Here is a 19,140-nt window from a genome sequence, read left to right as displayed (position 1 = left end):
ATGCCCAGCCCGCCCAGCGGTCCCAGTGCTTTCGCGCGCGTCGAGTCGGCCTGCTTGCCGGCAGTGTCGGTTGCCTGCCGCGCCGTCTCGGACACCGCGGAACCCACCGCGGACGCATTGGGGCTGTCCCCGGTGACCGACTGGTCCAGGTAGCTGACTGCATTCATCGCGGTTGCGCCGGCCGCCCCGGCGAGCAGTCCGGCAGTGATCCCCGTCCACGCCTTGGCCATGTCTGGTGTCCTCCGATCGCGGCGCTCGCCCGGGTGGCGGTCGCTGACGTGGGCGCACGCTGTTCAACACCCGATGTCAGACCTGCCCACCGGGTCGCTTCGCCTAGCACTCGGAATGCCCGATTCGGAATCGGGCAGGTCGACGTCCTGTTGTGGCTGGTATGACCGCAATCGGAGTGACGACGTACGGCGGGCCCGAGGCCCTGCACCCCATCGAGGTCGAGCAGGAGCCTCTGGGCCCACGCGACGTGCGGATCCGCGTGACCGCGGCCGCGGTGAACCCGACCGACACCGGGGTGCGTTCGGGCCAGCGCGACGACAAACCCGAGGCCGATCCGCCCGGCGCGGTGCCCGGCATGGACGCGGCGGGTGAGGTGCTCGAGGTCGGCGCGGACGTCGGCACCGGTGTCGCCGTCGGTGACCGCGTGATGGCGATCGTCTTGCCGAAGGGCCCGCACGGCGCGTACCGCAGCGACGTCGTCGTCCCGGCGCGGTCGGCGACCCGGGTGCCCGCGGGCGCGAGCGACGTCGAGGCCGCGACCCTGCCGATGAACGGCCTCACCGCGCGTTTCGCGCTGGACTCGTTACAGCTGAAGTCGGGCGACACCGTCGCCGTGACCGGCGCAGCCGGCGCGTTCGGCGGCTACGTCGTCCAACTGGCCAAGGCCGACGGGCTGACCGTCGTCGCCGACGCGGCAGACAAGGACCGCCCCCTGATCGAGCAGCTCGGTGCCGACGTGATCCTGCCGCGCGGTGACGGGTTCGCCGACGCCGTGCGTGAGCGCTACCCCGACGGTGTCGACGGCCTCGCTGACGGCGCCGTGTTCAACGAGAAGGCGTTGCCCGCCGTCAAGGACGGTGGCCGGATGGCGACGATCCGCGGCTGGGACGGCGCGGGCCAATCACGGGTACAGGTCATCCCGGAGATGGTGTTCTCCCAGGGCGAGGAGTGGGAGGCGCTCGACCGGTTGCGCCAGCAGGTCGAGGACGGCGTGCTGACCCTGCGCGTCGCCGACACGCTGCCCGCGGCGCAGGCCGCCGACGCGCACCGCCGGTTCGAGGCCGGCGGCGTGCGCGGCCGCCTGGTCCTGCAGTTCTGACGACGACGGAAGGCGGAAGATGAAGTACCGCAAACTCGGTAGCACCGGCCTGGACGTCTCGGCGGTCTGCCTCGGCTGCATGAGCTACGGAGAGCCGAGCCGCGGCCGGCACGACTGGTCGCTCGGCGAGGACGACTCCCGGCCGTTCTTCCGGCAGGCGCTCGACGCCGGCATCAACTTCTTCGACACCGCCAACACGTACTCGGCCGGGTCCAGCGGGGAGATCACCGGCCGGGCATTGCGCGACTTCGCCGACCGCGACGAGATCGTGCTCGCCACCAAGGTGTTCATGCCGGTCGACGGCGACGGCCCGAACAGCAAGGGGCTGTCCCGCAAGGCGATCTTCGCCGCGATCGACGCCAGCCTGCAGCGGCTGGGCACCGACTACGTCGACCTCTACCAGATCCACCGGTGGGACCCGACGGTGCCGATCGAGGAGACGCTCGAGGCGCTGCACGACGTCGTCAAGGCCGGCAAGGCGCGTTACATCGGGGCGTCGTCGATGTGGGCGTGGCAGTTCGCCAAGGCGTTGCACACGTCCGACGCGCACGGCTGGACGCGCTTCACGACGATGCAGGACCACTACAACCTGCTCAACCGCGAGGAGGAGCGCGAGATGCTGCCGCTGTGCGCGGACGAGGGCATCGGCGTCATCCCGTGGAGCCCGCTCGCGCGCGGGCGGCTGACCCGCAACTGGGACGCGACCACCACCCGCTCGGAGTCCGACGAGTTCGGCCGCAACCTCTACGTCGACAGCGACAAGGAGATCGTCGACGCCGTCGCGCAGGTCGCCGACGAGCGCGGTGTGTCGCGCGCGCAGGTCGCGCTGGCGTGGGTGCTGGCCAACCCGGTGGTGACGGCGCCGATCGTCGGGGCCACCAAGGCCGCGCACCTCGACGACGCGGTGGCGGCGGTCGATCTCGAGCTGACCGACGACGAACTGGCGCGTCTCGCGAAGCCGTACCGGCCGCACGAGGTGGTCGGTTTCCAGTGACGCCGCGGGTAGAACGGACGCATGGCTGACGAGCACAGCGACGACATCCCGCACGAGCGACGCTCGAAATACTCCAACATCGTCGCCGGCAAGGCGAAGGAAGTGATAGGCCGCCTCACGCACGACGACGAGTACATCGCCGAAGGCCGGACGCAGGAGGAGGTCGCGGAGGACGACGTCGAGCCCGACCTCGACGACGACGCACCGGCCACCGATTCCGGCGCACCGCCGCACTAGGAAACGCTCACAATCCGTCGCCTGGGCGACGAGAAGTCGGCGAGTGCGCGGGCAGCCGTACGGCGTCCAGGGGCTCGACCGCCCGCGGGCGTCCGCCCCGCCCGGACCTGGACGGTTCTGCAGCCACGACGCGCGCGAACCACACCACCGATCGTCGGACGCGCGTGCGAGAGTGGGGGCGTGGACGCCGACACCGACACCCCGGTTGTGTTGGCCGTCGACGGCAACTCGCTCGTCCACCGCAGCTTCCACGCTCAGGCCCGCACCGGTGCCCACGCCGACGGCCGGCCCGCATGGGCGGTGCGTGGGCTGTTGATGCAGCTCGTCGCCGCCGTCGACCGCATCCGCCCGGCCGTCGTCGTGATCGGCTTCGACGACCCCGATCACTCGGTACGTCGCGAGCAGTGGCCGGCGTACAAGGCGCAGCGCGCCGACAAGCTCGACACCCTTGTCGATCAGCTGGCCACCGCCGTCGCCACCGTGCATGCGATGGGGTTGCACGTCGTGGTGCCGGCCGGCCTCGAGGCGGACGACGTCCTCGCCTCTGCAGCAGCTCTGGCGCCGACCCTCGGCGCCCGCACGGTGGTCGTCACCTCCGACCGCGACGCGTTCGCACTGATCGACGAGCACACCCGCGTGCTGCGCATCATCAACGGCGGCGTCGACGCCTCGCCGGTGATGACCGCCGACCGCCTGGAGCTGCTGCTCGGCATCCGCCCGGAGCACTACCGCGACTACGCGGCGCTGCGCGGCGACCCGTCGGACAACCTGCCCGGCGTGCGCGGCATCGGCCCGCGCACCGCCGCCGCCGTGCTGCAGCACTTCGGCTCCGCGGCCGCCGCCTGCGCCGATCTCGCCGCCGTCGAATCCGCACTCGGTGCCGGCGTCGCGCGCCGCCTGCGACACGCCGATGCGCACGCAGCCTGGGCGCACAACTGCGAGGTCATGGCCATGCGGCACGATGTCGAGCTCGGGCTGGACCTCGCCTCCGGTCCGGGCCGGTTGCCGCTGGACGCCGACGCCGTCCGCTTCGCCTGTCGCCGCTTCGGGCTGACCTGGACGGCCAAGGACGCGCTGCGGGTGCTCGCCGACGAGCACACCGACGACGTCGAGCCGGCTGCCGCGCCACGGTCGTTCGCGATGCCGTGGCAGCGCACCGACCCGGGTTGGACGCCGGCGCCGAAGCGGTTGCCGAAGCTCGCGCCGCGCCGCCCGCAGCCGGCGCAGCTGTCGCTGTTCGACTGACGTCCGTCAGCTCACCCGGAAGCCGGTGAGCGAACCGTCCGGGCCGTCGACCAGCCGATGAACACCTCCGGCCGGTCCGGCCCACGCCGGCGCGGACGGCGTCACCCCCCACGGCACCGGCGCCCCGGCGGCGCTCACCCACCGCACCGATCGTGGTTTCAGCAGAGCAGGAACGTAGTCGACCGGCGTCAGCACGAGCGGCGGACCGCGGTGTTCCGACAGCGCTGCGCCGTCGCTGGTGCGGTAGCCGGTGCGCATGGCATCGTCGCCGACCACCCAGACCTGCGACAGGTCAGCGCTCCACCCGAGTTGGTCGCCGAGGTCGTCGGCGAATCCGGAATGCGTCGACTGCCACGCGACGCTGCCGTCGGACCGCAGGGCGACGAGCCGTCCGTCCCCGTCGGTGGCCAGGACCGTCGTCGTGGCAAGCGTCACGCCGTCGTCGGCGACGGTCGGCTGTCCGGGTCCGGCCAGGCGCCACCCGGGGCGCGTCCACTCGATGTGGCCGGTGCGCAGATCCGTACCGACGGACCCATGGGTGCCGACGGCGATCAATTCGTGGCCCAGCACGTACCGACTGGGATACGGCGAAGTGTCGACCTGGTCCAACTCGGCATTCGTCGTCGGTTCCGCGCGGATCGCCCACAATGGCCGCCCGGTACCGGCCGAGAAGGCGCGCAACGGGAAATCGGCGCCGGACGTCACCACGATGCCGGCCCCGCTGTAGATCGGCCGGCCGACATCGGCGTGCTTGACGCTGCGAGTCCATCTCGTGCGGCCGGTCGCCGGGTCGACCGCACGCAGGCCGTTGCCGACGCTCAGGCACACCGCCGTTGCGCACCGGACCAGCGAGCTGAAGTCGAATGACGCATCGTCGCTCGGCAGCGACACCGTCCACCGCACCGCACCGGTGCGGGCAGCCCGGCCGACGAGCCGGGCCTGCGACTTCGCCGTCAGCTCGACGTCGACGGCCAGCGCGCCCCGTGCGGTGTGGAAGCCCAGCGGCAATTCCGGGCCGTTGTGCTGGGCACCGGTGTAGGGCGCGACCTTCACCCGCCACAGCACCCGGCCGGTGGCCGCGTCGACGGCGGCAAGCGCGGGTGGGTCGGATTGGCCGGGCTCACCCGTGCTCGCCAGCGCGATGCCGTCGACGACCGACACCGGTCCCCGCAGATGCAGCGCGGAGTCCAGCCACCGCCCCTGGTACGTCGTCGGCTTCGGGCCGCCGGACGTCGGCGCACCGACCGTCGGGCTCGAGCCGGAACACCCGGCGAGTGTCACGGCCGCGACGCCGAGCGCGATCAGCCCACGGCGGCTGCCCGAACTCGACATCGACGAAGCGTAGATCATCCACATCGATTGGCCACTTCGAACACGATCCTGACGTTGCCGGCAGGCGGCCCGAATACGATCGTCGTCGTGACGTCCGAGCCGCGGGACAGCCGCGCCCGCGGTCTGGTCCTCATCGTCGAGGACGAGCCCGCCATCGCCGATGTCGTCCGGCTGAACCTGGCGAAGGCGGGGTACGGCGTGCACGTCGAGCAGCACGGAGACCGTGCGCTGGACGCCATTCGCCGCCTGCGCCCCGCCGCGATCATTCTCGACGTCGGGCTGCCCGGCATGGACGGCGTCGAGATTTGCCGGCGGCTACGAGCCGACGACGACTGGACGCCGGTGCTGTTCGTGACCGCCCGCGATGACGAGGTCGATCGCATCGTCGGGCTGGAGATGGGCGCGGACGACTACGTCACCAAGCCGTTCTCGCCGCGCGAGCTCGTCGCGCGCGTCACGGGCGTGCTGCGCCGCACGCACGGCGCACCGGAGGCCGCACCGCAGACCGTGGGACGGATCGTGCTCGACGCGACCCGGCGGCGGGTGACGTCCGATGACGTCGAGTTCAATCTGACGGCCACCGAGTTCGATCTGCTCGCCCACCTGATGCGCAAACCCGGCCGCGTCTTCACCCGCGAGCAGCTGCTCTCCGAGGTGTGGGGCTATTCGTCGGTGGCCGGCACGCGCACGGTGGACGTGCACGTCGCGCAGCTGCGCGCGAAGCTCGGCGACGCGAGCCCGATCCGGACGGTGCGCGGTGTCGGTTACGCCGCCGAGAACTGAGGCCCGCCCGGCTCCGGGAGCGACCCGCCGGCGACGGCGCCCGCAGTCGCTGGCGACCCGCATCGCGCTGCTCAGCGTCGGGATCGCCGTTCTCACCGCGATCGTCGCCGCGGCGTTGGCGACCGGCCTGATCCGAAACACGGGCGCCGACTCCGCGCACCGGACGCTGCAACGTCTCGCAGACGTCGCGCACGCATTGGGCTCGGAACAGCCGTCGCGACCCGCCGCCTTGCAGGATCTGCGCAAGGCGTTGAACAAGCTCGGCGTACGAAGCGGGCTGCTCGTCGTCGACGGCACCGCAACGCGTGACCTGTCCAAGACGGCACTCGTGCGCCGGTCCGCCACCGCCACCGACTTCGCCGCCGTGCGTGCCGGGCGCACCGTGTCCGCCACCCGCAGCGTCAACGGCACCACCGTCTTCGTCGAGATCCGTCCGCTGGCCGACGCGCCGGACGGCGCGAAGCGCGCGATCGTGCTGGCGCAACGACAGGTCGACGCCGTTGCACAGAGCCGCAGCGCCATCCGGCGACTGCTGCTCGCGCTGCTGATCGCCGGCGTCCTCGCCGCGGTGATCGGCCTGCTCGTCGCCTGGCGGATGGCACGCTCGCTGCGCCGTACCGCGACGGCAGCGCATTCGATGGCCCTGGGCAACCGCGACGTGACGCTGCCGGTCGAAGGGCCGGCGGAGGTGGCCGAGGTCAACACGGCGATGAACACGCTCGCGGGCGCGCTGCGCCACTCCGAAGGCCGGCAGCGGGAGTTCCTGCTGTCCGTGTCGCACGATCTGCGCACCCCGCTCACCGCGATCACCGGCTACGCCGAATCGCTCGCCGAGGGAGTGGTGGACGCGGCTGACGCGCCCTACGTCGGCGGTGTCGTGCTCAACGAGGCACGCCGCCTGGAACGCCTCGTCGGGGACCTGCTCGATCTGGCCCGGCTCGACGCGCACGACTTCCGGATCGACCTCGGCGCGGTGGATCTGCGCGGCGTCGTGGCGTCCGCGGCGCAGGTATGGTCCGCGCGCTGCGCCGCCGGGGATGTCGGCTTCCGGCTCGAGGCGTCCGACGTCCCCATCCGTACCGTCACCGACGCCGCGCGGGTGCGACAGATGCTCGACGGCTTGTTCGACAACGCACTGCGCGTCACGCCGGCCGGTTCCACGATCGTGCTGGCCGCCCGGGTCGAGCCCCCGGATGCCGTGCTCGAGGTGCGCGACGGTGGCCCGGGCCTCACCGACGCGGACCTCGGCGTCGCGTTCGACCAGGGCGTACTGCACCAGCGCTACCGTGGCGTGCGCCAGGTCGGCACCGGCCTCGGTCTGGCCATCGTGCGCGGACTCGCGCAGCGCCTCGGCGGCAGCGTCGAGGCCGGCCACGCACAAGAAGGAGGCGCACGGTTCACCGTGCGCCTCCCGCTCGTGAATCAGCCGCGCTGAGCGCAGCTCACTTCGTCTTTTTGGCGCCCTTCACGTCGACGACGTGCAGCGCGGTGTACTTCGACGTGCCCGTGCCGGCGACCACCGCGCGGTCACCCTTGGCGACCTTGTTGATCGTCGACTCCGCACCCTTGCCGTTGTCCCGGACACGGATCTTCGTGTCCTTCGTGACGGCGAACGTCTCGCTCTTCTTGTCCGCCGACTGGACGGTGATCGACGACGGCGACACAGCTGTGACCGTGCCGGAGATCAGGTCGTGTGTGACGGTCTTGCCGTCCTTGCCTCGGCTGACGAACTGACCGTGCTCGAGGCGGCGCAGCAGACCGTGCTTGCCGTGCTTGCCCTTCTTGCCGTCGTGGTCGTGCTTGGCCGAGGAGCCGCTCGACGAGCTCGGCTTGGCCGGGGTCGACGGAGAGTCGGACCCGGTGACCGCCAGTGCCGTTCCGCCGGCGCCGATGATGGCCGCGGCGGTCACGCCAGTGATCAGGACCTTGCGATACATGGATCTCCTTCTTGAGGGCGTCTGCGTTGCATCTACCACGATGCGTCGCAACGGTTGGCCGCGCAGCAAGAACGTGTTCGGATCAGGTAAGGGATGCCGGATAAGGTCTGGCCCCAACCGCAACCGGACGACAGGCGCCAGTGAACGATCTCGCCGAGAAGGCGTTGCACGGGCTGGACACGGCCCGCCGTCAGGTCGGCAATCGGCCGGTGCCGGCGTTCGCGTCGGCGGGATTCCTGCTCGCCGCGAGCATCGTCGTCGCCGGCGGCCGGGTGGGTGCGGCGACCGCGACCCGCCCGCTGAGCACCTGGCTGGGGCTGCAGGACGCGCACGTGGCCGACACCCGGGGCACGCTGCCGGGTGCGCTGCTGCTCGCCGCGGTCCTGGCGCTGACGGTGCTGTGGCTCGTCGTGGTGTGGTTCGTGCGCCGCCACCCGCAACCGATGCGCCGCATGTGGTTGCTCGCCGGCGCGTGGGCGGTGCCGTTCGCTGTCGGGCCGCCGCTGCTCGACACCGCCGTCTACGGCTACGCGAGCTACGGCCTGCTGCAACGCGAGGGCGCCGACCCGTACGTATCGGCGCCGTCGAGCCTGGGTGCCCGCGACGTCGTCGCGGCGATCGATCCCGGCGCGCGCGGGACGCCGAGCGCGGCCGGACCGTTGGGCACGGTGCTGCAGCACCTGGCTGTGTCGATCAGTTCGGGCAGCGCGCTGGGCGCGGTGCTCGTGCTGCGGGCGGTCGCGGTGCTCGCGGTGATCCTGCTGGGCGTGCGGGCTGCGGATCTCGCCGAGGCACGCCGGGCCGATCCGGACGCCGGCGGACGGCGCGACTGCGCGCTCGCGCTCACCGTGCTCAACCCGGCCCTGCTTCTGTACGTCGTGTCCGCCGCGCACCTGGACGGACTGCTGATCGCGCTCGTCGTCACCGCACTCGCGCTGGCCGCCCAGCACCGTTGGCTCGCCGGCGTGATCGTGGCCAGCCTGGCCGGCTGCTTGCTCGGGCAGGGTTGGCTCGTCGCCGCGGTGCTCGTCGTCGCGCACTGGCACGTCGGACGCGACCGAACGCGCCGCCACCGAACGCGCGCCGCGGTGCGCGAGGTCGGGGTGGCGGTGGCGATCGGTGCGGCGGCCGGATTCGCCGTGCCGCACGGCTTCGGCTGGGTGACGAGCGTCGGTCAACAGTTCAGCACCCATACGCCGTACTCGATCGCCGGAGGCGTCAGCGTGGTGCTCGCGCCGGTCGTGCGCGGCGCGTCCTACGACGACCTCGCGGTCGGCGGTCGTGCGGCGGCGCTGATCGCGATGGCGTGTGCGGTGGTCTACGTCGTGGCGACGGCGCGCCGACGTCCACCGGAACTGAGCGCAGGGGGCGGTCTGCTCGCGATCGCGCTGTTCGCGCCGTCGCTGTTCCCGTGGTACCTGCTGTGGCCGGCCGCGTGCTACGCGCCGACGGCGAACGCCGGGCGGCGTGCCCTGGTGCTGGTCCTCGGTGCCGGCGCCTGCGTGCTGGCGCCGTCCGGGTTCACGCCGACTGCGGCGAACGTCGTCACCGGCGTGCTGCTCGGTGTGCTGGCGGTCGCGGTGGCGACCGGTGTGCGGCTAGCGCCCGCTGGTGATCTCGCGAACCGCGGGGCGGACGTCGGCGAGGTAGACGGACGCGACGACGATCGAGATGAGTGACAGCGGGCTGTAGTCGACCGGCCCGGCGACGGTGCCGACGACGCCCGAGACCACGAGGATCAGCAGCCAGGCCGGCTTGGTGAGCTTGTCGACGGCCGGGAAGGCCGCGGCCTTGCGTGTCAGACAGTCGAGCAGCGCCCACGCCCGCAGCGCGACGGCAGCCCAGAACAGGACCTGGTAGGTCCAGTAGTAGAGCGGGCTGACGGCGTCCACCGCGTCAGCGTACCCAGCGCCGAACGAGCGCGGCTGTCGTGATCATGCCCCGACCGGGCCGAGGCGCCGATCGGTGCATGATCACGAGCAGGGTGCCGTCAGCTGCTGGACGGGCGCTTCGCCGCGGTCTTGCGCGCGGTCTTGGCGGCCGTCTTGGCCGGGGTCTTCGCGCTGGCCGAGCGGGTGGTGGCGGGCTTGCGCGTGCCGGACTTGGCGGCCGGGCGGGTGTTGGCCGACTTCGCCGGCCGCGGCTTCGGGGCGGCCTTGCGGGTGGTCGTCGGCCGCGACGTGCTGCGGCCGGTCAGTGACTGCACCGGCTTGACGACGCGCTGGTTGAACGTCTCGACCACGGTGTTGCTCAACGACTCTGCCGAGTCGATCAGGCCGCCGATGCGCTTGTCGCTGCGCAGTCCGTCGACGGCGTGCTCGACGCGGTCGGTGACGGCGGTGGAGTACTGCCGCAGCTGCGCGACGTAGGGCTCGATGGCCGTGGTCACGGCGTCGAGGTTGACGACCTTCTCCGCCGAGGCGCGCAGGTCGGTGACGTTGTCGCGGGCGCGGCCGGTGACGTCGTTGAGGGAGGACTGCGCCTGATCGAGCACGTGCTTGCCCTGGCTCACGGCGTTGTCGGCGTACGAGCGGATGTCGCTGGTGATGGACATGAATGCACTCCTTGTGCTGGGGTGGCGGATCGGTCTGCGGCGCCGGTCAGCTGCCGGTGGCCGCGACCGCGGACGGATCTGCGGAGGCACGCGTCTGCGCGTTCTCCCGGCAGAACGACTCGTAGATGTCGAGCAGCACCTGCTTCTGCCGCTCACCCAGGTCCTCGTCGACCAGGATGGCCGCGACGAGTTCCTGATTGCCCTCGCGCGTTTCGAGGATCCCGGCACGCACGTACAGCTGCTCGGCCGAGATCCGCAGCCCCTTGGCGATCTGCTGCAGGATCTCCGCGCTCGGCTTGCGCACGCCGCGTTCGATCTGCGACAGGTACGGGTTGGACACGCCGGCGAGTCGGGCCAGCTGACGCACCGAGACCTGACCCTGCTGGCGCTGCTCGCGGATGAACTCCCCGATCGTTGCAGCGCCGCGCTTGGCCTGTTCCTTCGGTCCTTCGGCGATCACGCAGCTATCGTCTCGAAGAGTGCTAGCTGTTGCAAGCACGCAGCAAGCATTGTGGCCGGCGTTACGGCGCGGCGCCCGTCAGCCGACGTCAAGCTGGGCGGTGTGCTCGCCGACCTGCAGCGCGGCGTCCGTCGGCACGTTGCGCTTGACGACGACGAGCGCGACAGGGCCGAGCTCGTAGTGGTGGACCGCGGTGCCGAGGAAGCCGACGGCACGTCCGGCCAGCTCGACCGGCGTACCGGGTTCGGGCAGCACATCGGTCTCGCCGGACAGGTGGGCGAGCGCGAGCATCCGCGGCGGCCGGCCGAGGTTCTGCACCCGCGCGACCGTCTCCTGCCCGCGGTAACAGCCCTTGTCCAGGTGCACGGCCGGCCCGATCCAGCCGACCTCGTGCGGGATTGTGCGGTGATCGGTCTCGAAACCGAGGCGCGGCCGGCGCGCCTCGACCCGCGCGGCCTCGAACGCCCACAGACCGGTCGGCGCGGCGCCGGCCTGCACGAGGCGGTCGAACACGTCGGTGGCGCTCATCCGCGGCACGATCAGGTCTGCGGCGTCCGGACCGGGCCAGGACATGCGGCGCACGAGGCCGCCGCCGTCTAGGGCGGTGGCCCGCCCGGCACGCTCGGGCACCGGAAGCCCCGCGAGCGCGAGCAACTCGGCGCTCGCCGGCCCGACGAGAGAGAGCACGGCCCACTGGTCGGTGACGTCAACCGGTTCGACGCGCTTGAGGAAACGCATCATCTGCAGGTACTTCAGCACGTCCGGCGCGGCCCCGGGCTCGGTGTCGAGCCACACCGTGTCGTTCAGCTCGGTCACCTGCCAGTGCTGCTCGACGTGTCCGTGCGGGGAGAGGACGAGCGACTCGGTCGCGTCGCCGTCGCCCAGATCTGCCACGTGCTGCGAGCAGATCGAGTGCAGCCACGCGAGCCGGTCCTCGCCGGGCACGACCAGCACATCCCGGTTGCTGCGGTCGATCACCCCGACACCGGTGGCAAGCGCCCGCTGCTCGCGCAACGGATCGCCGTAGTGCCAGGTGACCCCGGCGTCGCGCTCGGTCGCCGCTACCGCGGTCTGCACATAGTTCGTCATGACGTCTGGGACAGCGTCCGCGCGCGGGGGTTTGTTCCGGCGCCGGCCTCGGTGGCGGCGCACGACGCGCATCGGCCGAAGACGGTGAAGTGCGCGCGGTCGAGCTCGAAGCCGTTGTCGGCGTGCAGTCGTTCGGCGATCGAATCGGCGAGGTCGGGCGCGGCGTCCACCACCGCGCCGCAGCTGTGACACACGACGTGGATGTGCTGATCGTCGGCCGGCCGGTAGGACGCGGGCCCGTGCCCGAGGTGGGTGTGCCGGACCAGGCCGAGCTCCTCGAGCAGCTCGAGCGTGCGGTAGACGGTGGCGACGTCGACGCCGTCGACGGCCTCGCCGATCTGCTCGGGCGTCGCATGGCCGAGTCGGTGCACCGCCGCCAGCACCTGCTCGCGTTGCGCGGTGACGCGCATGCCGCGCTCACGCAGCGCGGTCACGAGCCGTTGCGTGGACCGTTGCGCGTGCGCGGAGTCGTGCGGGTGCGAGTGGTGCGCGGTCATCACCGCCCATGGTAGGTAGCCTGGCGAGCCGTGTCCGAGCAGCGAAGCGAACAGTCAACGGAGGCCGTGCCGGCCCCCGCGAACGTCGTGGCCGTACTCGGCCGCGGCCTGGTCGATGCCGACGCGCCGATCGTGCGCGCCGACGACGCCGGCCTCACCCGCGGTGACGGCTGCTTCGAGGGCCTGCACGTGCGCGACGGCGTCGTGACGAAGCTGGACGCGCACCTGGCCCGCATGGCGCGATCGGCCGCAGCGCTCGGCCTCGAGTTCGACACTGCCGCGTGGCGCGAGCTGGTCGCGACGGCGGTCACGGCGTGGCCGGAAAGCGGCGAGGGCGCGTTGAAGCTCGTCCTGACCCGCGGCGCGGCGGACGGCCGGCCCACCGGTTTCGCGTTCCTGACCGTGGTGGCCCCGGCGGCGATCCGGCAACGCGGCGAAGGAGTGCGGGTGATCAGCCTGCAGCGCGGCGTGACGTCGGCCGCATTCACCGATGCGCCGTGGCTGCTCGGCGGCGTCAAGACGCTGTCCTACGCGATCAACATGGCTGCCGGCCGCGAGGCCGAACGTCGCGGCGCGGACGACGTGCTGTTCGTGTCGGCGGACGGCTACGCGCTCGAGACGCCCACCGGCTCGCTCGTCTGGGCCGCCGGCGGCACGCTGCACACCACCCCGACCGGCGCGACCGGCATCCTCGCCGGCACCACGCAACGCCTGCTCTTCGACAACGCCGACGCAACCGGGTGGCGTACCGCGAACACGCTCGCGCACCTCGACGAGCTGCATGCCGCCGACGCGTTGTGGATCGTCAGCTCGGTCCGCGGACCGGTCGAGGTGATCGAACTCGACGGTGTCGCCCGCAGCCGCTCGCCGCACCTGGACGGCGAGATCAAGCGGTTCTGCGACTTCTGACGCGGCTGTCGCCGGGCTGGCGACCGGCTTCGGCCTAGTGACGTTGCCGCAGCCTTCACCTGCGTCGTACCGTGTCAGTACACGAGAGAGGGGGTGGTCCAAAGTTGTGTACTTATTGGACGCGTGAGGTGGCTTCCAGCTAACCGCCGCAACATCTTGGACTCGCGAGGGCATGTTCCCCACCGCGGCCGATCTGCGGCGGCGAGCAATTCCCTGGTAGCTACCCGATCCCCGAGCTGTCGACCCGTCCAGTCGACCCGGCCGAGACTCTCGGTCGGCCCGGCTCGGGGATCGTCCATCTAATCCGCCTGGTCGCTGATCAACACGGCATGGCGGGCGGCCGATCAGACCAGATGGGCGCGGGCGTAGATCGGCCTGGTGTACCAGGTGATCAGGCCTTGCTCGGTGAGGAACGCGACGATCTTCTCGGCCATCCAGCGGCGCGTCTCGTGGAAGTTCGGGTTGTTGCGCGCCTCGCGGATAGCTTCGCGGCGATCCAGGCCGACCTGCGCGTAGACGTCGGGGTTGATCAGCGCACCGGCCACCGCGACCGCGACGAGCGCCGAGGCAAGGTTGCCGACAGCCTTGCCGACCGGCCCGACCGTCTGCATCTGCCGCGCGACCTCCTCACGCGCGAACCGCACGTGCCGCGCTTCCTCGACGACATGGATGCGGTTGACCATGCGGACGAGCGGATGCACCGTCTCGTCGTTGACCATCTCGCGCTGCAGCCGATCGGTCATCTCCTCCGCAACCAGCACGGGCGCGAACAGGCTCGGCCCGTCACTCGTCGCCTTGTAGATCCGCGCCAGGTTGTGCAGCACCTTGCCCGGGCGGTACGTCGGTGTGCCCAGGCGCGCGATCGCCTTCGCGAACATCAGGATGTGCCGCGTCTCGTCGCCGATCTCGGTCAGCGCGTACTGCACGCGCGAGTCCTGCGGGTCGCGGTCGTAGGCCCAGCGCGTCAGCATCTGGATGAGGATCATCTCGAACCACAGTCCGGTAGACGCGATGCTGGCGAGCTCCTGGCGCGAGAGCTCGATGCGCTGTTCGTCGCTCATCCGCTCCCAGAGGGCGGTGCCGTAGAGCGAGGTGCGCTCGAGCGGCATGAACTTCATGTCCAGTTCGACCGGGGCGTCCCAGTCGATGTCCAGACCCGGGTCGTAGGAGTTCTTGGCCGACGAGCCGAGCAACCGGTTCGCGGTCTTGCGTAGACCTTCGACGGGCGTAGCTGCGGTCATGGCCTTCTCCTTCACGAGAACGACGCCGTTGCTCGGCCGGCAGCGCGAGCTACCTATCACAAGGTGTAGCAGTTACCCGTGGGTATGACAAGGCGTTACACATAAAGCTCCGGAAGCGTGGTGTACCCGGACGTTGCGGTGATTCAGGCCTGCGCGGCGGGTTGCCGGACGAGCCGACCGTTCAGATGCGCGGCGAGCGCCGCACCGGGCGTCGCGAGCTCGGTGGCGTAGAGCAGTTCGTCGCCGCGCACCGCGTAGAAGCGCCGTTCGGCGTCGACGTCGTCCGCGGTGGAGGTGTGTGCGGCAACCGTGGTGGCGAGGTCCCACTGCTGGTCACCGGCCGTCCCGGCGAACACGAGCGCCTGTCCGGTGTTGCTGGCGAGCACCGCCTCGATCGCGTCCTCGTCCCGGCCCGGCCGCCAGAACCCTGTCTCGCGCCAGGCCTGGCGGATCACGTCGCCGTCAGGCGTGGTCAACCACGATCGGGACTCGTAACCGAGGAACGGGCGGCCGTCGTGCGCGAACGTGACGAGCTGGCCGTAGGTGAACTGCTCGCCGGACGACGGCACCACGCCCGCGCCGGTGCCGCGCCACACGCCGACGAGCGGCAGCAGCGCGAGCAGGTCGTCATGGATCGGCGCGCCGGCCCGCAGGTCGGTGGTGTCCGGCGCCGGGTCGCTCACCCGTTGTCGGGCTCGTCGCCGAACAGCCGCATCAGCGCGTACGTCGCGTACACGCCGATGATCAGGAAGGCGGCGACGAGGACGCCCAGGGAGAACGTGTCCACGCGCCGGACGCTACCGCAGGCACTGGGCGAAGATGGGGACATGAACGACGCTGCTGCGGCCCGACCTCTCGTCGTCAAGTGCACGGCGGGCGCGGAGTCGCCGGAGCGATGTGCGCAGGCATTCACCGTCGCGGCCACCGCAGTGGCCGCGGGCGCGCAGGTGTCGATGTGGCTGACCGGCGACGCCGTGTGGTTCGCGGTGCCCGGGCGCGCCGAGCAGTTCGAGCTGCCGCACTCGGCGCCGCTCGCCGACCTGCGCGACGCGGTCGTGGCGGGCGGTTCGCTGACGGTGTGCACGCAGTGCGCGGCACGTCGCGAGCTGACGCCGGACGACCTGCTCGCGGACGTGCGCATCGCAGGGTCGGCGAGCTTCGTCGACGAAGTGCTGCGCGACGGCGCCCAAGCCCTCGTCTACTGACGTCTTCCCACCCGGGATGGTCGCGAATTCGAGACAAACAGCGACCATCCTGGGTGGGAAGGCGATTACTGGAGGGTGAGGGACACCTCGAGCAGGCCCGGCGCCGTGGCCTGCACCGCGCGACGGGCCTTGCCGTCGCGGTGCAGCACCGACAGCGTCCAGGTGCCGGGCGCGGCGAAGAACCGGAAGTCGCCGGTGGCCGACGTCACGACCTCCGCGGTGAACTCGTCACCCGCGTCCAGCAGTCGCACGTAGGCACCGGGCACCGGCGCGTCGTCCGAGGACGAGACGACGCCGTAGATGACGGTTTCCTTCTCGAGGTCGATACCGGCCGGCAGCGTCGGCGTCTGGGCAGGCGCTCCACACATTGCTAACTCCTCTTCGCGCGAGCGCTCATCGGCTGGCTCGCTCCGCTCCTCGGGCCGTGAGCGGCCCTGCGATGCTCACTCACCCGAACTCAGCCCTTCTCGATCGGGACGCCGACGAGCGAGCCGTATTCGGTCCACGAGCCGTCGTAGTTCTTGACGTTCTGGTGGCCGAGCAGCTCGTGCAGCGCGAACCAGGTGTGGCTCGACCGCTCGCCGATGCGGCAGTAGGCGATGGTGTCCTTGCCGTCGTCCAGGCCTTCGTCCCCGTAGAGCTTCGCGAGTTCGTCGTCGGACTTGAAGGTGCCGTCCTCGTTCGCGGCCTTCGACCACGGCACGTTCAGCGCCGTCGGGATGTGCCCGCCGCGCTGGCTCTGCTCCTGCGGCAGGTGCGCCGGGGCGAGCAGCTTGCCGCTGAACTCGTCGGGCGAGCGGACGTCGACCAGGTTCTTCTTGCCGATCGCGGCCACCGTCTCGTCGCGGAACGCGCGGATCGAGGTGTCCTGGTCCTTCGCCTGGTACTGCGTGGCGGGGCGTGACACGGTGTCCGACGACAGCTCGCGGCCGTCGAGTTCCCACTTCTTGCGGCCGCCGTCGAGCAGCTTCACCTGGTCGTGGCCGTAGAGCTTGAAGTACCAGTAGGCGTAGGCGGCGAACCAGTTGTTGTTGCCGCCGTAGAGCACGACGGTGTCGTCGTTGCCGATGCCCTTGTCCGAGAGCAGCTTCTCGAACTGCTCCTTGTCGACGAAGTCGCGACGGACCTGATCCTGCAGCTCGGTCTTCCAGTCGAGCTTGACGGCGCCGCGGATGTGGCCGCCGTCGTAGGCGGAGGTGTCTTCGTCGACCTCGACGAACACCACGCCGTCGGTGTCGAGATTTTCTTCGGCCCAGTCGGCCGAGACGAGCGCGTCAGCGCGGCTCATGGATATCTCCTCGAATGTGTAGCGGGACACGGACGTACGGACAGCACGCCGTCGTCAGATGACAGGTGCGCTCACGCGCGGGTGCGGTGGGTCAGCTGCAGCGACACAGGCAGCTGCGCACGCGGCACAGGTCGACCGCGCGGCGGGAGGTGAGCGCGGTGGTGACCGGCGCGCTCACGAGGAGCGAGATGCTCATGCCAGCGAGCGTATCCAGGTGTGCGCCGCAGCCGCCACCCGGGCGGTTCAGGCTTCGGGACGCTCGTCCTGCACAGTGGGACGGGCCGGATCGTCGTAGCGGCGGAAGACCACCGCATTCGCCGAGCCGTCGACGACCAGACCTGTCGCGGTCGGCGTCAGATCGGTGACCTGCAGCCCGTACGGCAGCGGTGGCAGCGGGATCGGCGCGTCGAGGCTCGGCAGCAGCTGGCTGAGCACGGCCATCGGCAGCGCAATGCCCGCGACGGAGATCCCGCGGATGCGCAACCGCACCGACGCGCCGCCGGACAGCTGGAGCTGCGCTTCGCCGGAAACACGGGCGAGCTGGCTGAAGCCCGGCACCGGCAGCGCCGCGGACGCCATCAGCCGTTCACCCTCGAACGCCAGCACGAGCCCGGGGATGCGCGCGAGCCGCGCGAGCTCGTCGTAGGGCAGCACCAACCGGCCCTCGACGTGTTCGCAGGGCAGTTCCCGGGCCCGGCGGCCGAGCAGGTCACGCGCGGGGAGATAGGCGTTCGTGAGGTGCGCGACGAGCGTCGCGTCGCGGATCTCCCCGACGCGCAGGCGGCCGAGCACCTCGACGTCGCGGTACCGGCCGCGGACCGCCTGGGTGAGGAACGGCCGGCCGTGCACCCGGACCGTCGCCGGGTGTCCGAACGGCGCGGACAGGTAGGCCGAGGCGTGCTGCTGCGCCAACGTCGCGCACCGGCCGTCCAGCACCAGCAGGCCGACGCCGAGCACGACGAGCACCACGGCGACGACGAGCAGAGCGACGAGCATGCGACGTGACGGTCCGTCAGGAACGGATCGACAGGCAGATCAGGAACGCGGCCGGCGCGAGGAACGCCAAGGGCAACAGGGCGCCGGCGGCCGGGCGGAACAACCGGCCGATCCGGTTGGCGGGTTCGGGCACCGAGTACAGGACGAACGATGCCGCCACGGCGAGCAGCCCGGCCAACGCACCCAGCGCGGCACCGACGAACGCCGACCGGCCCCCGACGAAAGCCACCTGCCCGCGCAGCGTCAGGTAGCCGACGGCGCCGCCGAGCGCCGCCGCGGCAATGAGGGCCGGCACGCCACGCGGCACGGCGACGTCGAAGCGCGGCAGCGGAACGATGAGGTCGACGAGGTAACCGACGACGATGGCGGCCGCCACCGCGCCGACCGCGGCCGCTACGACGCGGCCGGCCAGCGCGCCGCCGTCGGATGCGGTGAATTCGTGGCGCAGCTGCAGGTAGGCGGGCAACGCGACCTCGGCGAGCACCAGCACCGCCACCGAACCCAGCGAGGCGACGACGCGCACCCGCGCCGCTCCGCGGGTCAGCTGGTGCACGTACATCACCGGCACCGCGAGCCCGAGCACGGCGAGCAAGGTGCCGAGCCGGCCGTGCGGCCAGTGGCACGCCGCGAAGTCCGCGCCGCCGGACGCGAGCCCGGCGATGATCAATGTTCCCCACCGGCCCGGCAGCCCGACGCCGAACACCCAGGCGAGCGCCAGCGCCGCCTGCACGACGGCGAGCGCCACGACCAGGCCGAGGCTGCTGTAGCGCCCCGCTACCGCGAGTCCGGCGCCGGCCACGACCGCCACCGGCAGGCTCGCGAGCAGGGTCGTGTCGCGGACGAGCGGCTGCCGCGTTCCGGGCGGTACCGCCGCGGCCTGTGCGCCGCCCGAGGCGTTCGCACTGGCCGTGAGGTCAGGTCCGGTCACGCAACCCATCGTCGCAGACGGACGAGTCCGTGGCGGCGGGCCTGGCGGCACCGCCGGCAGGACCGGCGGCACCGGCGGCGGCACCGGCGCCGGCACCGGCGGCGGCACCGGCGGC

Annotated in this window: 23 protein-coding genes and 1 pseudogene; 9 read left to right on the top strand and 15 right to left on the bottom strand. The window is 71.5% G+C overall.

All coding sequences use genetic code 11. From position 1 onward, the window contains the following. Window positions 1–230: pseudogene (locus ACFFCN_RS15280) on the bottom strand (hypothetical protein); the annotation flags it as partial. A gap of 161 nt (window positions 231–391) precedes the next feature. Between ACFFCN_RS15280 and ACFFCN_RS15275 the strand changes: the two are divergent. The 4 genes from ACFFCN_RS15275 to ACFFCN_RS15260 all read left to right on the top strand — a co-directional run bounded on the left by ACFFCN_RS15275 (window position 392) and on the right by ACFFCN_RS15260 (window position 3,806). Next, window positions 392–1,330, top strand: a complete 939-nt coding sequence (locus ACFFCN_RS15275; RefSeq protein WP_375492985.1) for a zinc-binding alcohol dehydrogenase family protein — start codon at window positions 392–394, stop codon at window positions 1,328–1,330. A gap of 19 nt (window positions 1,331–1,349) precedes the next feature. Beyond that, the gene (locus ACFFCN_RS15270) at window positions 1,350–2,324 is read left to right on the top strand and encodes an aldo/keto reductase (RefSeq protein WP_375492984.1); all 975 of its coding nucleotides are present in this window, start codon (window positions 1,350–1,352) and stop codon (window positions 2,322–2,324) included. Window positions 2,325–2,345: 21 nt separating this feature from the next. Next, entirely contained in the window at window positions 2,346–2,561 is a 216-nt protein-coding gene (locus ACFFCN_RS15265) for a hypothetical protein (RefSeq protein WP_375492982.1), read from the top strand. Window positions 2,562–2,741: 180 nt separating this feature from the next. Next, complete coding sequence (locus ACFFCN_RS15260; RefSeq protein WP_375492980.1) at window positions 2,742–3,806, top strand: 5'-3' exonuclease H3TH domain-containing protein; 1,065 nt, start codon at window positions 2,742–2,744, stop codon at window positions 3,804–3,806. A gap of 6 nt (window positions 3,807–3,812) precedes the next feature. On the opposite strand, the gene ACFFCN_RS15255 is transcribed toward ACFFCN_RS15260, so the two are convergent. Further along, window positions 3,813–5,138: a PQQ-binding-like beta-propeller repeat protein gene (locus tag ACFFCN_RS15255; RefSeq protein WP_375492978.1), complete on the bottom strand. Its 1,326-nt coding sequence runs from the start codon at window positions 5,136–5,138 to the stop codon at window positions 3,813–3,815. A gap of 87 nt (window positions 5,139–5,225) precedes the next feature. Between ACFFCN_RS15255 and ACFFCN_RS15250 the strand changes: the two genes are divergently transcribed. Both ACFFCN_RS15250 and ACFFCN_RS15245 read left to right on the top strand, forming a co-directional pair. Beyond that, window positions 5,226–5,921: a response regulator gene (locus tag ACFFCN_RS15250; protein WP_375492976.1), complete on the top strand. Its 696-nt coding sequence runs from the start codon at window positions 5,226–5,228 to the stop codon at window positions 5,919–5,921. Further along, on the top strand, window positions 5,896–7,356 hold the full coding sequence (locus ACFFCN_RS15245) for an ATP-binding protein (RefSeq protein WP_375492974.1): 1,461 nt from the start codon (window positions 5,896–5,898) through the stop codon (window positions 7,354–7,356). The genes ACFFCN_RS15250 and ACFFCN_RS15245 overlap by 26 nt, the downstream gene beginning before the upstream one ends. Window positions 7,357–7,363: 7 nt before the next feature. Here ACFFCN_RS15245 and ACFFCN_RS15240 read toward each other — a convergent pair whose 3' ends face one another. Continuing rightward, window positions 7,364–7,858, bottom strand: coding sequence for a hypothetical protein (locus tag ACFFCN_RS15240; RefSeq protein ID WP_375492972.1), 495 nt, complete (start codon window positions 7,856–7,858; stop codon window positions 7,364–7,366). Between the two features lie 140 nt (window positions 7,859–7,998). On the opposite strand from ACFFCN_RS15240, the gene mptB reads away from it, so the two are divergent. After that, window positions 7,999–9,537, top strand: coding sequence for a polyprenol phosphomannose-dependent alpha 1,6 mannosyltransferase MptB (gene mptB / locus ACFFCN_RS15235; RefSeq protein ID WP_375492970.1), 1,539 nt, complete (start codon window positions 7,999–8,001; stop codon window positions 9,535–9,537). Here mptB and ACFFCN_RS15230 read toward each other — a convergent pair. The 5 genes from ACFFCN_RS15230 to ACFFCN_RS15210 all read right to left on the bottom strand — a co-directional run bounded on the left by ACFFCN_RS15230 (window position 9,457) and on the right by ACFFCN_RS15210 (window position 12,458). After that, on the bottom strand, window positions 9,457–9,750 hold the full coding sequence (locus tag ACFFCN_RS15230) for a DUF2516 family protein (protein WP_375492968.1): 294 nt from the start codon (window positions 9,748–9,750) through the stop codon (window positions 9,457–9,459). The genes mptB and ACFFCN_RS15230 overlap by 81 nt on opposite strands. A 98-nt stretch (window positions 9,751–9,848) precedes the next feature. Beyond that, window positions 9,849–10,412, bottom strand: a complete 564-nt coding sequence (locus ACFFCN_RS15225) for a hypothetical protein (protein ID WP_375492966.1) — start codon at window positions 10,410–10,412, stop codon at window positions 9,849–9,851. A gap of 46 nt (window positions 10,413–10,458) precedes the next feature. Beyond that, window positions 10,459–10,872, bottom strand: coding sequence for a helix-turn-helix domain-containing protein (locus ACFFCN_RS15220; RefSeq protein ID WP_375492964.1), 414 nt, complete (start codon window positions 10,870–10,872; stop codon window positions 10,459–10,461). A gap of 78 nt (window positions 10,873–10,950) precedes the next feature. Continuing rightward, window positions 10,951–11,961, bottom strand: coding sequence for a YgfZ/GcvT domain-containing protein (locus tag ACFFCN_RS15215; RefSeq protein WP_375492962.1), 1,011 nt, complete (start codon window positions 11,959–11,961; stop codon window positions 10,951–10,953). Further along, window positions 11,958–12,458, bottom strand: coding sequence for a Fur family transcriptional regulator (locus ACFFCN_RS15210; protein ID WP_375492961.1), 501 nt, complete (start codon window positions 12,456–12,458; stop codon window positions 11,958–11,960). Before ACFFCN_RS15210 ends, ACFFCN_RS15215 begins: the two co-directional genes overlap by 4 nt. Before the next feature lie 30 nt (window positions 12,459–12,488). Here ACFFCN_RS15210 and ACFFCN_RS15205 point away from each other — a divergent pair, with 30 nt between their 5' ends. Further along, the gene (locus tag ACFFCN_RS15205) at window positions 12,489–13,367 is read left to right on the top strand and encodes an aminotransferase class IV (RefSeq protein ID WP_375492959.1); all 879 of its coding nucleotides are present in this window, start codon (window positions 12,489–12,491) and stop codon (window positions 13,365–13,367) included. 344 nt (window positions 13,368–13,711) lie between these two features. On the opposite strand, the gene ACFFCN_RS15200 is transcribed toward ACFFCN_RS15205, so the two are convergent. Both ACFFCN_RS15200 and ACFFCN_RS15195 read right to left on the bottom strand, forming a co-directional pair. After that, entirely contained in the window at window positions 13,712–14,608 is an 897-nt protein-coding gene (locus ACFFCN_RS15200; protein ID WP_375492957.1) for a diiron oxygenase, read from the bottom strand. Window positions 14,609–14,751: 143 nt separating this feature from the next. Next, the gene (locus tag ACFFCN_RS15195; RefSeq protein WP_375492956.1) at window positions 14,752–15,291 is read right to left on the bottom strand and encodes an FABP family protein; all 540 of its coding nucleotides are present in this window, start codon (window positions 15,289–15,291) and stop codon (window positions 14,752–14,754) included. A 144-nt stretch (window positions 15,292–15,435) separates the two neighbouring features. On the opposite strand from ACFFCN_RS15195, the gene ACFFCN_RS15190 reads away from it, so the two are divergent. Beyond that, a complete protein-coding gene (locus ACFFCN_RS15190; protein ID WP_375492955.1) occupies window positions 15,436–15,813 on the top strand; it encodes a DsrE family protein in 378 nt (125 codons plus the stop codon). A 65-nt stretch (window positions 15,814–15,878) separates the two neighbouring features. Here the strand turns inward: ACFFCN_RS15190 and ACFFCN_RS15185 are convergent, their stop codons facing one another. From ACFFCN_RS15185 to ACFFCN_RS15165, 5 genes are all read right to left on the bottom strand, one after another. Next, on the bottom strand, window positions 15,879–16,181 hold the full coding sequence (locus ACFFCN_RS15185) for a DUF1416 domain-containing protein (protein ID WP_375492954.1): 303 nt from the start codon (window positions 16,179–16,181) through the stop codon (window positions 15,879–15,881). Window positions 16,182–16,270: 89 nt separating this feature from the next. Continuing rightward, window positions 16,271–17,101: a sulfurtransferase gene (locus ACFFCN_RS15180; protein ID WP_375492952.1), complete on the bottom strand. Its 831-nt coding sequence runs from the start codon at window positions 17,099–17,101 to the stop codon at window positions 16,271–16,273. A 91-nt stretch (window positions 17,102–17,192) separates the two neighbouring features. After that, entirely contained in the window at window positions 17,193–17,297 is a 105-nt protein-coding gene (locus ACFFCN_RS15175; protein WP_375492950.1) for a putative leader peptide, read from the bottom strand. A gap of 47 nt (window positions 17,298–17,344) precedes the next feature. Further along, window positions 17,345–18,097: a DUF2993 domain-containing protein gene (locus ACFFCN_RS15170; RefSeq protein WP_375492949.1), complete on the bottom strand. Its 753-nt coding sequence runs from the start codon at window positions 18,095–18,097 to the stop codon at window positions 17,345–17,347. Between the two features lie 16 nt (window positions 18,098–18,113). Then, window positions 18,114–19,025: a hypothetical protein gene (locus ACFFCN_RS15165; protein WP_375492947.1), complete on the bottom strand. Its 912-nt coding sequence runs from the start codon at window positions 19,023–19,025 to the stop codon at window positions 18,114–18,116. Window positions 19,026–19,140 lie beyond the last annotated feature (115 nt).

The sequence above is a fragment of the uncultured Jatrophihabitans sp. genome (assembly GCF_964246335.1).
Classification (GTDB): Bacteria; Actinomycetota; Actinomycetes; order Mycobacteriales; family Jatrophihabitantaceae; genus Jatrophihabitans.
The sequence above is the reverse complement of the archived record's forward strand: the minus strand, read 5'-3'. Positions and strand labels throughout refer to the sequence as shown.

Coding starts and splice junctions, on each gene's coding strand:
- ACFFCN_RS15270 (WP_375492984.1), top strand. CDS start 1,350: ATGAAGTACCGCAAACTCGGTAGCACCGGCCTGGACGTCTCGGCGGTC.
- ACFFCN_RS15225 (WP_375492966.1), bottom strand. CDS start 10,412: ATGTCCATCACCAGCGACATCCGCTCGTACGCCGACAACGCCGTGAGC.
- ACFFCN_RS15180 (WP_375492952.1), bottom strand. CDS start 17,101: ATGAGCCGCGCTGACGCGCTCGTCTCGGCCGACTGGGCCGAAGAAAAT.
- ACFFCN_RS15200 (WP_375492957.1), bottom strand. CDS start 14,608: ATGACCGCAGCTACGCCCGTCGAAGGTCTACGCAAGACCGCGAACCGG.
- ACFFCN_RS15190 (WP_375492955.1), top strand. CDS start 15,436: ATGAACGACGCTGCTGCGGCCCGACCTCTCGTCGTCAAGTGCACGGCG.
- ACFFCN_RS15175 (WP_375492950.1), bottom strand. CDS start 17,297: ATGAGCATCTCGCTCCTCGTGAGCGCGCCGGTCACCACCGCGCTCACC.
- ACFFCN_RS15265 (WP_375492982.1), top strand. CDS start 2,346: ATGGCTGACGAGCACAGCGACGACATCCCGCACGAGCGACGCTCGAAA.
- ACFFCN_RS15255 (WP_375492978.1), bottom strand. CDS start 5,138: ATGTCGAGTTCGGGCAGCCGCCGTGGGCTGATCGCGCTCGGCGTCGCG.
- ACFFCN_RS15240 (WP_375492972.1), bottom strand. CDS start 7,858: ATGTATCGCAAGGTCCTGATCACTGGCGTGACCGCCGCGGCCATCATC.
- ACFFCN_RS15210 (WP_375492961.1), bottom strand. CDS start 12,458: ATGACCGCGCACCACTCGCACCCGCACGACTCCGCGCACGCGCAACGG.
- ACFFCN_RS15170 (WP_375492949.1), bottom strand. CDS start 18,097: ATGCTCGTCGCTCTGCTCGTCGTCGCCGTGGTGCTCGTCGTGCTCGGC.
- ACFFCN_RS15215 (WP_375492962.1), bottom strand. CDS start 11,961: ATGACGAACTATGTGCAGACCGCGGTAGCGGCGACCGAGCGCGACGCC.
- ACFFCN_RS15275 (WP_375492985.1), top strand. CDS start 392: ATGACCGCAATCGGAGTGACGACGTACGGCGGGCCCGAGGCCCTGCAC.
- ACFFCN_RS15185 (WP_375492954.1), bottom strand. CDS start 16,181: ATGTGTGGAGCGCCTGCCCAGACGCCGACGCTGCCGGCCGGTATCGAC.